The 12,748-nt window shown below is 72.6% G+C and carries 11 protein-coding genes; 9 read left to right on the top strand and 2 right to left on the bottom strand.

What is annotated here, in order from left to right; genetic code table 11:
- The first annotated feature begins 63 nt into the window (after positions 1 to 63).
- Both AB0F04_RS12770 and AB0F04_RS12765 read left to right on the top strand, forming a co-directional pair.
- Positions 64 to 930 (top strand): biotin--[acetyl-CoA-carboxylase] ligase, encoded by an 867-nt coding sequence (locus tag AB0F04_RS12770; protein ID WP_362040620.1) that lies wholly within the window; start codon positions 64 to 66, stop codon positions 928 to 930.
- Between the two features lie 258 nt (positions 931 to 1,188).
- Complete coding sequence (locus AB0F04_RS12765; RefSeq protein WP_190902276.1) at positions 1,189 to 2,295, top strand: adenylate/guanylate cyclase domain-containing protein; 1,107 nt, start codon at positions 1,189 to 1,191, stop codon at positions 2,293 to 2,295.
- A gap of 41 nt (positions 2,296 to 2,336) precedes the next feature.
- Here AB0F04_RS12765 and AB0F04_RS12760 read toward each other — a convergent pair whose 3' ends face one another.
- Positions 2,337 to 3,299, bottom strand: a complete 963-nt coding sequence (locus AB0F04_RS12760) for a hypothetical protein (RefSeq protein ID WP_362040619.1) — start codon at positions 3,297 to 3,299, stop codon at positions 2,337 to 2,339.
- Between the two features lie 346 nt (positions 3,300 to 3,645).
- On the opposite strand from AB0F04_RS12760, the gene AB0F04_RS12755 reads away from it, so the two are divergent.
- The 3 genes from AB0F04_RS12755 to hutH all read left to right on the top strand — a co-directional run bounded on the left by AB0F04_RS12755 (position 3,646) and on the right by hutH (position 7,975).
- On the top strand, positions 3,646 to 4,446 hold the full coding sequence (locus tag AB0F04_RS12755) for an enoyl-CoA hydratase-related protein (protein WP_362040617.1): 801 nt from the start codon (positions 3,646 to 3,648) through the stop codon (positions 4,444 to 4,446).
- A gap of 236 nt (positions 4,447 to 4,682) precedes the next feature.
- Positions 4,683 to 5,831 (top strand): GGDEF domain-containing protein, encoded by a 1,149-nt coding sequence (locus AB0F04_RS12750; RefSeq protein WP_362040615.1) that lies wholly within the window; start codon positions 4,683 to 4,685, stop codon positions 5,829 to 5,831.
- A gap of 605 nt (positions 5,832 to 6,436) precedes the next feature.
- Positions 6,437 to 7,975 (top strand): histidine ammonia-lyase, encoded by a 1,539-nt coding sequence (hutH, locus tag AB0F04_RS12745; protein ID WP_362040830.1) that lies wholly within the window; start codon positions 6,437 to 6,439, stop codon positions 7,973 to 7,975.
- Positions 7,976 to 8,018: 43 nt separating this feature from the next.
- Here hutH and AB0F04_RS12740 read toward each other — a convergent pair whose 3' ends face one another.
- On the bottom strand, positions 8,019 to 8,333 hold the full coding sequence (locus AB0F04_RS12740; protein WP_352095596.1) for a hypothetical protein: 315 nt from the start codon (positions 8,331 to 8,333) through the stop codon (positions 8,019 to 8,021).
- A 109-nt stretch (positions 8,334 to 8,442) separates the two neighbouring features.
- Here AB0F04_RS12740 and AB0F04_RS12735 point away from each other — a divergent pair, with 109 nt between their 5' ends.
- The 4 genes from AB0F04_RS12735 (at position 8,443) to AB0F04_RS12720 (ending at position 12,697) form a co-directional block, all read left to right on the top strand.
- Positions 8,443 to 8,772, top strand: a complete 330-nt coding sequence (locus AB0F04_RS12735; protein WP_362040613.1) for a hypothetical protein — start codon at positions 8,443 to 8,445, stop codon at positions 8,770 to 8,772.
- 281 nt (positions 8,773 to 9,053) lie between these two features.
- Entirely contained in the window at positions 9,054 to 10,301 is a 1,248-nt protein-coding gene (locus AB0F04_RS12730; RefSeq protein ID WP_362040611.1) for an Ig-like domain-containing protein, read from the top strand.
- Between the two features lie 143 nt (positions 10,302 to 10,444).
- Positions 10,445 to 11,881, top strand: coding sequence for an ABC transporter permease (locus tag AB0F04_RS12725; RefSeq protein ID WP_362040609.1), 1,437 nt, complete (start codon positions 10,445 to 10,447; stop codon positions 11,879 to 11,881).
- 132 nt (positions 11,882 to 12,013) lie between these two features.
- On the top strand, positions 12,014 to 12,697 hold the full coding sequence (locus AB0F04_RS12720) for an ABC transporter ATP-binding protein (protein WP_362040607.1): 684 nt from the start codon (positions 12,014 to 12,016) through the stop codon (positions 12,695 to 12,697).
- The last annotated feature ends 51 nt before the right edge of the window (positions 12,698 to 12,748 follow it).

The raw sequence follows: 12,748 nt of genomic DNA, 5'->3' as shown, positions 1-12,748 counted from the left end.
CGTAGACTAGTGGGGTGCCTCCACATCGGCAGTGCGGCGTTTACCACACCTAGGGTGGCTTGCATGACGCCGCGAGATGCATCAGAGCCGAACGGGAGCCGTTGGTCCGACCTGGACCGTCCGCCCCTCAACGTCACCGCCCTGCGCCGGGGTCTGGTGCGGCCGGGAGGGCTGTGGTCGGAGGTGGACGTGGTGCAGCGCACCGGCTCCACGAACTCCGACCTGGTGGCCCGGGCGGCGAAGGGGGAGGTCGCCGAGGGCGCGGTGCTGATCGCCGAGGAGCAGTCGGCCGGGCGCGGGCGCCTGGACCGGCAGTGGACGGCGCCCCCCAGGTCCGGTCTCTTCTTCTCCGTCCTGCTCGCGCCGGGCGAGGTGCCGGTGGCGCGGTGGGGCTGGCTGCCGCTGCTCACGGGAGTCGCCGTGGCGACGGGACTGTCCCGGGCGGCGGGCGTGGACACGGCCCTGAAGTGGCCGAACGATCTCCTGGTCACGGTGGGCGAGGACGAGCGCAAGGCAGGCGGCATCCTGGCCGAGCGGGCCGGCGACGGCGGGGTCGTCATCGGGGTCGGCATCAACGTCTCGCTGAAGGACGACGAGCTGCCGGTGCCGACGGCGGGGTCGCTGGGCCTGGCGGGGGCGGTGAGCACGGACCGGGACACGCTGCTGCGGGGGGTGCTGCGCTCGTTGGAGGACTGGTACGGCAAGTGGCGCGCCGCAGGGGGCGACCCGGGGGTGTGCGGGTTGCACGAGGCATATGCGGCGGGGTGCGCGACGCTCGGGCGGGTGGTGCGGGCGGAGTTGCCGGGGGATCGCGCGATCGTGGGGGAGGCGGTGGCCGTGGACGGGGACGGGCGGCTCGTACTGGCGACGGAGGAGGGCGTGCAGGAGCCGGTGGGGGCCGGGGACATCGTGCACCTGCGGCCTGCTTGAGGCACGCATGCCCGCAGCTCGGGCCTGACCCGGCGGTTTCGGACTTCCCAGCCCGTCCGGCGATTGAGGACGAGGCCGTTCAGGCCGATCGGGGGTCCAGGGGGCGGAGCCCCTGGGGGCAGTGGGACGGTGCCGAGTCCCTTCAAAGCACCGGGCACCCACCCCTCGGCCGAACCTCACGGAGTGAGCTGGCGCACACCTGCCGTAGAGTTGAGGCCGGTCGATACATGACCGTGACAGATCGGAAGGGCAACACGCGTGACCGTCGACGACTCGGGTTCCGGCGAGGACGCGCAGGGCGCCGACTCCGGCGAGGATCCGCTCGCCCTGCGCCTCGAAGGGCTCATCCTGGGCGCCGAGCGCCGCTACACCCCGTTTCAGGCGGCCCGCAGCGCCGGTGTCTCCATGGAGCTGGCCTCCCGCTTCTGGCGGGCCATGGGCTTCGCCGACATCGGCCAGGCCAAGGCCCTCACCGAGGCCGACGTCCTCGCGCTGCGACGCCTGGCCGGTCTCGTCGAGGCCGGCCTGCTGAGCGAGGCGATGGCCGTACAGGTGGCCCGGTCCACGGGGCAGACCACCGCGCGGCTCGCCGAGTGGCAGATCGACTCCTTCCTGGAGGGGCTGACCGAGCCGCCCGAGCCGGGTATGACCCGCACCGAGGTGACGTACCCGATCGTCGAGCTGCTCCTGCCCGAGCTGGAGGAGTTCCTGGTCTACGTCTGGCGCCGCCAGCTCGCCGCCTCGGCGGGACGGGTCGTGCAGGCGGCCGACGACGAGGAGATGGTCGACCGGCGCCTGGCCGTGGGCTTCGCCGACCTGGTCGGGTTCACGCGGCTGACCCGCCGCATGGAGGAGGAGGAGCTCGGCGAGCTGGTCGAGGCCTTCGAGACCACGGCCGCCGACCTGGTGGCAGCGAACGGCGGGCGGCTGATCAAGACCCTCGGCGACGAGGTGCTCTACGCCGCGGACGACGCCGGCACGGCCGCCGAGATCGCCTTGCGGCTGATCGAGACCATGGCGCACGACGAGACCATGCCGGAGCTGCGCGTCGGCATGGCGTTCGGCACCGTGACCACCCGTATGGGTGATGTGTTCGGTACGACCGTGAACCTGGCCTCCCGGCTCACGTCGATAGCTCCGAAGGACGCCGTGCTCGTGGACACCGCCTTCGCCGAGGAGCTGATCCGTACGCAGGACGCCCCGGCCTCGGAGGCGGAGGCGGCCGAGGAGGCCGCGGCGGCGGAGAAGGAAGGCGAGGAGCCCCCGGCCTACCGGTTCGGGCTGCAGCCGATGTGGCAGCGGCCGGTGCGTGGACTGGGCGTCGTGGAACCGTGGCTGCTCACGCGCCGGGACGGCGCGCCGTAGCCGGTTGCCGGCGCTGCCCGGGACCCGTCGTCGGCGGGGCGTCAGGGCAGGTCCGCCGGCGGGTCCACGCACAGGCCGATGACCGGCACGCACAGGCCCGGTTCGTGCGGTCGCCTCGGCTCCTCGGGCTTGGGTGCCGGGGCCGGTGCGGTCCGGCTCGGTGGTGCGTGCGGGGCCGGGGCCGGAGGCCGGGCGTCGTCCTCCCGCGGGGGCGTCGGAGCCGGGGCGACCGTGTTCGGCGTGTCGGGGATGGTCGTGGCGGCGGGGGCTGCGGTGGTGCCGGTCGCCGGGCTTCCGGCCGTGGTGCGGGTGCCGGTCGTCGTGGTCGGGGCGGGCCGTGCGCCCTGGGCGACCGGTGACGCGGTCAGGCCGCCGAGGGCCGTCGGCGAGGAGGGGCTCGCGTCGGGGACGGCCGGAGAGGCCGCCGCCCCGGAGGCGTCGTCGGTGGGGGTGGTGACCGGATCGACGCGGGGCCCGGCCCCGAGGGCTCCGGTGTCGGAGCCCGGGCCGGAGGCCAGGCGCAGGAGGCTCAGGGCGCCCGCGGCGAGGGCGAGGCCGCCTGCGGCGAGCAGGACCCCGCGGGGGCGGGGCTTGCGATGGCGCCCTCGGACACGGGGGTGGAAGAAGCCGCTCTCGGCCGGGGCCTGGTCGCGGGGTGTAAGTGGCTCACGCCGGTGCGGCGCCGCAGCGGCATCGAGGGGCTCGGGGCGCTCGCGTGGATGCGGCGCCGCAGCGGCCTCCTGCGGTGAGGGCGCGCTCGGGTGAGGTGCCTCGGCGTCCTCGTGAGGTGAGGGAAGCTCACGTCGGTGCGGTGGTGTCGTGGCTTGGCGGGGCGCGTGCTCGGGGCGGTGTGCTGCCTTCGTGGCGCGATCGGGCGCGTGCTCGGGGCTGTGCGGTGCCGTTGTGGCGCGATCGGGTCCGGGCTCCGGGGGGTGTGGTGCCGTTGTGGCGCGATCGGGTCCGGGCTCCGGGGGGTGTGGTGCTGTCGTGCCGCGGTGGGGCACGGGCTCCGGGCGGTGCGGTGCTGTCGTGCCCCGGAGAGGCCCGGGCTCACGCCGGTGCGGTGCCGTGGTGGCTCTGGTGTCCCCTCGTCGCCTCGCCGGTGTGTTCGTCGTCATCGCGGCCCCTCCCCCGAAACGGTCCTTCCCCGCAGCGCCTGCGCCCCCTGTGCGCCGCGGGGACCGCACGCTATGCGCTCCCATGGGCGGTTGGGCCGGAGTTGGGGCGATGTCACCCGGACGGGTGGACGGGGGGTGGCGGAAGCCGGGCGAGTCCGCCCTTTCGCGGCTCGGGTGCGGCTGCGATGATCGAAGCGTCGACCTTGTTAACCCGCGTTAACCGGAGGGTGTCATGAGTGAGGAACGGTTCGGGGAGTTCGTGCTGGTGCGACGGCATGAGCAGGGGCATGTCGCGGAGCTCGTCCTCGACCGGCCCAAGGCCATGAACGCGGTGTCGACGGAGATGGCGCGGTCCATCGCCAGGGCGTGTGCGGCGCTCGGGGAGGACCGGGACGTGCGGGCGGTCGTGCTGACCTCGACGCATGAGCGGGCCTTCTGCGTCGGGGCGGACCTGAAGGAGCGGAACTCCTTCAGCGACGCGGATCTGCTGCGGCAGCGGCCGGTGACGCGGGGGGCCTACACCGGCGTGCTGGAACTGCCGGTGCCGACCGTGGCGGCCGTCCACGGGTTCGCGCTCGGCGGCGGGTTCGAGCTGGCACTGGCGTGCGACGTGATCGTGGCGGACCGGACGGCGGTGGTCGGGCTGCCGGAGGTGTCGGTCGGGGTGATCCCCGGGGGCGGAGGTACGCAGTTGCTGCCGCGGCGCGTCGGGGCGGCCCGGGCGGCCGAGCTGATCTTCTCCGCGCGGCGGGTGGAGGCTGCCGAGGCGGGCGAGTGGGGGCTGGTCGATCAGCTGGTCGAGGAGGGGCGGGACCGGGAGGAGGCGCTGGCACTGGCGGCGCAGATCGCCGGGAACTCGCCGGTGGGGCTGCGGGCGGCGAAGCGGGCGTTGCGGCTCGGGCAGGGGCTCGACCTGCGGGCCGGGCTGGAGGTCGAGGACGCCGCGTGGCGGGCGACGGCCTTCTCGGGTGACCGGGCGGAGGGCGTCGCGGCCTTCAACGAGCGGCGCAAGCCGCAGTGGCCGGGGGAGTGAGCCGAGGGCCGGTTGCCCGGTGCGCGGGCCCAGGGGCTCGGCTCGGCTCCGGCAGGCGACAGCTCCGTGGCCGGCGCCGTCCGCGATCGGCCGGAGCCGGTCGGTCGCCCGGCGGCACGACCGCCCCCAGCCGGGACTGCTCCCGTGTGAATGCCGCCCGCCCGCTGTGAACCCCCGTCCTCCCCGTTCGCCCCGTCAAGAGAACGGTTTGGCTGAAAACTCCCTAGCCTGGAGTGATGGGTGAGGACAGACGGCTCGCGGCCGTCGTCGCGTTGGCTCAGGGGATGGCGGCCGCGCACGGGTCACGTGAGGCGTGGCGCGCCGCGGCCACCGGGGCGTGCCGGGCACTGGGCGGGAGTTTCGCCGCGCTGTCGGTGTGGGAGCGCGAGCTCGGGCGGCTGCGGGTCCTGGTGAACGTGGGCGAGCTGGCCGAGGGGGAGGAGGAGTTCCCGGAGGACGAGGCCTACCCGGTCCACCAGTTCGCGGAGATCACCGAGTTCCTGCACGAGCAGTGGGCCGGTGGCGGGGAGCCCGACGCGTGGGTGGAGACCGCGGAGGGGCCCGGCGCGGGGCGGCCCGGGTACTGCCACCAGCGGGTCGCCGCCCTGCGCCGCCGCGGCCGCGGCTGCTGCGTGGTCGCGCCCATCGTGCTGCACGGGCGGGCCTGGGGCGAGCTGTATGTCGCCCGCCCGGCCGGTGAGGCCGTCTTCGGGCGGGGCGACGCCGACTTCGCCACCGTGCTGGCCTCCGTCGTGGCCGCCGGCCTCGCCCAGACCGAGCGGCTGGAGGAGGTCCGGCGGCTCGCCTTCACCGACTCCCTCACCGGGCTCGCCAACCGCCGCGCCGTGGACGTACGCCTGGAGCGGGCGATCGAGCGGCACCGCCGGGACGCCGCCGTGGTCAGTCTCGTCGTCTGTGATCTGAACGGGCTCAAGCGGGTCAACGACACTCATGGGCACGCCGCGGGGGACCGCCTCCTGGAGCGGTTCGGGTCGGTGCTGTCGCTGTGCGGGGCCATGCTGCCGGGGGCGCTGGCCGCGCGGCTGGGCGGGGACGAGTTCTGTCTGCTCGCGGTCGGGCCGCCCGCCGACCAGGTCGTGAAGGCGGCCAACGAACTGTGCCGCAGGGCAGCCGAGTTGGAGCTCGGGGACGGGGTGGCCTGCGGGGTCGCCTCCACGGAGGACCCGATCGGGCCGGTGCGCTCGGCCCGCCGGCTGTTCCGGCTCGCCGACGCCGCCCAGTACCGGGCCAAGGCCGAGCGGGCGGCCGGGCCCGTCGTCGCGGGGCGGGCCGGGCCCGACGATCCCGTCGTACGGCTCGCGGACGAGCCGTCCCAGGAGGCCGGAGGCGAGCGCCGACGGTTCCGGGGCCGCCACGCGCCCTGATCCGGCACGCGCCCTATCCGCCCGCACCCCAATGCCGCCCGTGCCCCTGACAGGCCCCGATTCCACACGCGCTCCGGTTCCGCACGCGCCCCCGAACGCGCCCTGATCCCGTCCGCGCGCCGCACGCGCCGTATCCGCCCGCACCCCGATGCCGCCCGTGCCCCTGACAGGTCCCGATCCCACACGCGCTCCGGTTCCGCACGCGCCCCGAACGCGCCCTGATCCCGTCCGCGCGCCGCACGCGCCGTATCCGCCCGCACCCCCCGTACGCGCCCGATCCCGCCCGCGCGCTGCACGCGCCCTATCCGCCCGCACCCCAATGCCGCCCGTGCCCCTGACAGGTCCCGATCCCACAAGCGCTCCGATGCCGCACGCGCCCCCGAACGCGCCCTGATCCCGCACGCGCGCCGCACGCGCCGGATCCGCCCACCCCCCGTACGCGCCCGGTCCCGCCCGCGCGCAGCGCACGCCCCGATCCCCCCCGCGCGCCGACCCCGGGACGCACTCTGCCTAACCCCCGGCGGTGTGACGCATTCGGTAAGGGGTGAACGCCGCCCCCAGTGGTGACATCATCGAATTCACTGCGTACGCTCCTGAATATGGATATGCACACTGTGGTGGTGGGGACGTCCGGGACGACGGCGTCCGATGTGCTCGCGGTGGCGCGCGGCGGCGCCCGCGTCGAGCTCTCCGGGGAGGCCGTGGCCGCCCTCGCCGCGGCCCGCGAGATCGTGGACGCGCTGGCGGCCAAGCCGGACCCCGTGTACGGCGTGAGCACCGGCTTCGGCGCCCTGGCGACCCGGCACATCAGCCCGCAGCTGCGCGCTCAGCTGCAGCGCAACATCGTCCGCTCGCACGCCGCCGGGATGGGCCCGGCCGTGGAGCGGGAAGTCGTCCGCGCCCTGATGTTCCTGCGGCTGAAGACCGTCTGCTCCGGACACACCGGCGTCCGCCCCGAGGTCGCGCAGACCATGGCCGACCTCCTCAACGCCGGGATCACCCCGGTCGTGCACGAGTACGGCTCCCTCGGCTGCTCCGGCGACCTCGCGCCGCTGTCCCACTGCGCGCTGGCGCTGATGGGCGAGGGCGACGCCGAGGGCCCCGACGGCGTCGTCCGCCCCGCCGCGGAACTCCTCGCCGCGCACGGCATCCAGCCGGTCGAACTGCGCGAGAAGGAGGGCCTGGCCCTCCTCAACGGCACCGACGGCATGCTGGGCATGCTGGTGATGGCCCTGGCCGACCTGGACACGCTCTACCGGTCCGCCGACGTCACCGCCGCCCTGTCCCTGGAAGCCCTGCTCGGCACCGACAAGGTCCTCGCGCCCGAACTGCACGCCATCCGGCCGCACCCGGGGCAGGCCGCCAGCGCCGCCAACATGCTGGCTGTGCTGAAGGGCTCGGGCCTGACCGGCCATCACCAGGACGACGCCCCGCGCGTCCAGGACGCCTACTCGGTGCGCTGCGCCCCGCAGGTCGCCGGCGCCGGGCGGGACACCATGGCCCACGCCCGGCTGGTCGCCGACCGCGAACTGGCGTCCGCCGTCGACAATCCCGTCGTCCTTCCCGACGGCCGGGTGGAGTCCAACGGCAACTTCCACGGGGCGCCCGTCGCCTACGTCCTGGACTTCCTGGCCATCGCCGCCGCCGACCTCGGCTCCATCGCCGAGCGGCGCACCGACCGGCTGCTCGACAAGAACCGCAGCCACGGCCTGCCGCCGTTCCTCGCCGACGACGCCGGTGTGGACTCGGGCCTGATGATCGCTCAGTACACGCAGGCCGCGTTGGTGAGCGAGCTGAAGCGGCTCGCCGTACCGGCGTCCGCCGACTCGATCCCGTCCTCCGCCATGCAGGAGGACCATGTCTCGATGGGCTGGTCGGCGGCGCGCAAGCTGCGCACGGCCGTCGACAACCTCACGCGCGTGATCGCCATCGAGTTCTACGCGGCCGCGCGCGCAGTGGAGTTGCGCGAGGGGCTGACCCCGGCGCCCGCGACGCGGGCGGCCATCGACGCGGCGCGAGAGGCAGGAGTCGAGGGGGCCGGCCCGGACCGGTTCCTCGCGCCCGACCTCGCGGCGGCGGACGCGTTCGTGCGCGGCGGGCGGCTGCTGGCCGCCGTGGAGAAGGTCACCGGGCCGCTCCAGTAGGGCGGTGGGGGTCCTGCCGTCCGGCGGGGCCCCTCAACGGCCGTCAGAAACCGAGGCGTTCCCGGCGTACCGAGTACACGACGAACCCGGCGCCCAGTGTCAGGCAGAAGGTCCCGCCGATCACGTACGGCGTGCTGTCGAAGGTGCCGGTGTCGGCGAGGCGCGCGCCGGTGACGGAGGCGTCGGCGGTCGTGGCCGCGATCCGGGCCTGCTCCGTGACCTGCGGCGACGGGCTCGTCGAGACCGCGTCTCTCACCGGGGAGTCGGGCGTCGCGTTCGCGGACGGGACGAACCACATGGCGCCCAGCAGGGACGCCGCGGCGGTGGCGGTCAGCAACGGGCGGCGAGCGGATGACACGGAATATCGATCCCCTTGTGACGTCGGCGAATTGGCCGTGTGGGGCGATGTTAGTGAAAGTCGCGGGTCACGGGAAAGTCACGGGAGGGCCTGGACGTACGCTCCGGCCATGAGCACACCAGAGACATCACGTTTTGTACGGCTTCGGGTGGAACTCGTTCTCGAGGTCGACGACGCGGACGCGGTCACCAAGGCCGCACTGCGCCGGATCGCCGGTGAGGAAGGGATGCCGGCGGCGGAGCGGGCCCACACCGAGAGCGCTGTGACGGAAGACACCGCAGAGGCCCTCGCGTACCTCGTGGACCCGTTCGACCTGGTCAGCGAGGTGCCCGGGGTGGAGCTCCAGCAGGCTTCCTGGAGCAGCGAGCGGGTCGACCACGACCCCGATTCGCCGGACTGGGACCTCGACGAGGATGATGACGAGGACAGCGACGGCTGAACCGTCCGGGAACTCGTGGCCCCGGGTGGCAACCGCCGCCCGGGGTTTTCGCGTCTCAAGCGGCGCACCGACCGCACCCGTAACGCCGGCATCACGCGTCACGACGTGGTGATCCCCACACCTGCGCGACCTGGGGAACCGGACGAGCCGGCCGTAGCGTTGAAAGTTCCGGATGAGGACTCACGAGTTCCGGCGGGGGCACTCAGTGGTGACGGGGCACTCGGTGGTGACGGGGACACTCGGGGTTTTTGGGGAAATCGGCAACGATGGAGAAGCGTGTGATGACGGTCAGTAAGCGGCGCAAGGGCCTGACGGTCGCGTCCGCACTGCTCGGCGGAGTGCTGGTGCTCTCGGCGTGTTCGGGTGGCGACGACGACGCCTCCGGGGGTGGCGGCGACAGCTCCCAGTCGAAGGTCGACGAGGCCGCGGCGAAGAAGACCTCCGAGGCCCAGATCAAGATCACGCCCGAGGACGGCTCCGACAACGCCTCCATCAACAACTCCGCCGCCGTCACCGTGAGCAAGGGAACGCTCACGAACGTGAAGATGACGACGAACGAGGGCACCGAGGTCAGCGGCCAGATATCCGCCGACAAGAAGAGCTGGAAGCCCAGCACGCAGCTGGAGCGTTCCACCACCTACAAGCTGGCGGCCGAGGCGAAGGACTCCGAAGGTCGCGTCGCCCACGAGAACGCCTCGTTCACCACGGTCTCTCCGGCCAACAGCTTCATCGGCAACTTCACGCCGGACGACGGCACCACCGTGGGCGTCGGCATGCCGGTGTCGATCAACTTCGACAAGGCGATCACCAACAAGGCCGCGGTCCAGAAGGGCATCAAGGTCAGCACGACCAGCGGCCAGGAGGTCGCCTGCCACTGGTTCAACGCCAACCGCATGGACTGCCGGCCCGAGGACTACTGGAAGGAAGGCTCCACCGTCACGCTGAAGCTCGCGCTCGACGGCGTCGAGGGAGCCAAGGGCGTCTTCGGCGTCCAGCAGAAGACGGTCACCTTCAAGATCGGCCGCAACCAGGTCTCGTACGTCGACGCGAAGACCAAGAAGATGAAGATCACGCAGGACGGCAAGGTCGTCCGCACGATCCCGATCTCCGCCGGCTCGCCCGAGAACAAGACCTACGAAGGCATCATGGTGATGTCCGAGAAGTTCAAGGAGACGCGCATGAACGGCGCGACCGTGGGCTTCACGGACGACGACGGCAAGGGCGAGTACGACATCAAGGACGTGCCGCACGCCATCCGCCTCTCCAGCTCCGGCACGTTCATCCACGGCAACTACTGGGGCGCGAAGTCCATCTTCGGCAGCGTGAACACCAGCCACGGCTGCGTCGGCCTGCAGGACGCCAAGGGTGCCAACGACCCGAACACCCCGGGCGCCTGGTTCTTCAAGAACTCGATGCTCGGTGACGTGGTGGTCGTCGAGAACACCGGCGACAAGACCATCGCGCCGGACAACGGCCTCAACGGCTGGAACATGAACTGGGCCGACTGGAAGGCCGGCTCGGCGGTCTGACGACACGCCACATCCCGCCGCGCGGCTGACGAAAGGCCGCCGCCCACCCCTCGTCCGGGGCGGGCGGCGGCCTTTCGGCTGTTCTCATGCACCTCTTATGCGCGGCTCAAGCCCTCATCACGGACCGCCCCTAGCGTGCGGCCATGTTCTTCACCTACCTGAGGCGCGAGCTGCGCCGCCGCAGAAAGGCGGCCCTCGTCGTCGCCTCCGGACTGGCGCTGGGTATCGCGCTGGTCATCGTCGTGACGTCCGTGTCCGCCGGCATGGGCAGGGCGCAGGACAAGGTCCTCCAGTCGCTGTACGGGCTGGGCACGGACATGACCGTCACCAAGGCCGCGGCCCCCGCGGCGAGCGGCTCCGAGCAGCCGCGCTTCCGCTTCGACGCCCAGGACGACGGCTCGACCGGTGAGCAGAGCAGCGACCGCGTCATGGTGCGGGGTTTCGAGACGCTGGCGAGTTCGACCGTGGGCAAGGTCGACACGCAGAGCGGCGTCGCCGACGCCGTGGGCGGGCTGAGCCTCCAGGTCGTCAAGGTCAGCGGCGCGTTCACGCAGGGACGGTTCGAGCAGGGTGAGGGCGGCGGGCAGGACCGCGGCGGGGCGCTGCCCTCGCCGCAGGGCCGTGTCGAGGGCGGTGGCGCCGACTTCGACGTCAACACCTACTCGGTCTACGGCACCGACGTCACCAAGCCGGCCCTCGGCCCGCTGACCTCCTCGAAGATCACCAGTGGCCGTACGTTCACGACGGCCGAGACGAACGCGAAGGTCGCCGTCGCGGACTCGGCGTACGCCAAGGAGAAGAAGCTCAAGACCGGCTCCACGGTCACCATCAAGGGCAGCAAGTTCAAGGTGATCGGCGTCGCCACGGCCGACAGCGGGGACGCGGCCGCGAACCTCTACGTCCCGCTGAAACAGGCTCAGACCTTGGCCGGCGCCAAGGACAAGGTCACCACGATCTACGTCAAGGCCACCGACTCGCAGCGGATCGCCGACGTCAAGTCGGAGATCCGGAAGAACATCCCCGGCACGACGGTCACCACCTCCGCCGACCTCGCCGGCACCGTCTCCGGCTCCCTGTCCACGGCCTCCTCCCTCGCCGCGAGCGTCGGCAAGTGGCTCTCGATCACGGTGCTCGTGGCCGCGTTCCTCGTGGCGGGCCTGCTGACGTCCTCGGCGGTCTCCCGGCGGGTGCGCGAGTTCGGCACGCTCAAGGCACTGGGCTGGAAGTCGAGCCGGGTGACCCGGCAGGTGGTCGGAGAGGCGGTCGTCAACGGCCTGGTGGGCGGAGCGCTGGGGATCGCGCTGGGTCTGGCGGGAGCGTACGCAGTGACTGCCGTCAGCCCCACACTGCAGGCGCAGCTGGGCGGGGGTGGGGCCGGAGGCGTCGGGAGCTTCAGCGGCGGTCCCGGCCGTGAGGCGGCGGGCAGGACCCTGGACGTCGCCCTCACCGCACCGGTCGCCCTGACGACGATCGCGCTGGCGGTGGGCCTCGCCGTCGCGGGCGGTCTGATCGCGGGCGCGTTCGGTGGCTGGCGGGCTTCCCGGCTGCGCCCGGCGGACGCCCTGCGGCGGGTGGAGTAGGCGCTTCCCCCCCCGTCCGGCGGCATCGCACCGATCCAGGGGCGCAGGGTTGTATCGATACGTGGCTCCGCCGCGTGAGCGCGAACAACCCCCATGCGCCCGCACTCGACGCATCACCCCAGGAGCCCACACATGTACGACCTCAGAGCCGTCACCAAGCACTACATCCGCGCCAAGGACACCGTCCAAGCCCTCGACGACATCGACCTCACCATCCCCGACGGCGACCGGCTGGTCATTCAGGGCCCCACCGGCGGCGGCAAATCCACCCTGCTCCAAATGCTCGGCGGTCTGGACCGCCCCACCTCCGGACAGGTCGTCCTGGACGGCACCGATCTCGCCGCGCTGCCGGAGGCACGACTCACCCGGGTCAGAAGCGAAAGCATCGGCTTCGTCTTCCAGTCCTTCAACCTCATCCCGACGCTCACCGCGCAGGAAAACGTGGAGACCGCGCTCGTCCCGCTCGGCGTGAAACCGAAACAGCGACGTGAACAGGCCGCCGAGGCGCTGAGGTCGGTCGGCCTCGGCGAACGCCTCGCCCATCTGCCCGGCGAGATGTCCGGCGGCCAGCAGCAACGTGTGGCCATCGCCCGGGCCCTGGTGAAACAGCCGAAGGTACTCCTCGCCGACGAACCCACCGGCAATCTCGACGAATCCATGCGCGACGAGATCATGGACGTACTCGAACGCATGTGGGAGGAGCTCGGTCTCACCTTCGTGATGGTCACCCACGACTCGGCGATAGCGCAGAAGGCCCCCCGCCTGGCGACGATCCGCAAGGGCCGGATCACCGTCGAAGAGAACGCACGAGCGTAACCGCGCGGCCCTGTAACGGAGTTCCGACGGCCTTGTAACAGCCTGCCGACG

Source organism: Streptomyces sp. NPDC029041 (assembly GCF_040637515.1).
Taxonomy (GTDB): domain Bacteria; phylum Actinomycetota; class Actinomycetes; order Streptomycetales; family Streptomycetaceae; genus Streptomyces.
This window is presented reverse-complemented; position numbering and strand designations above follow the sequence as displayed.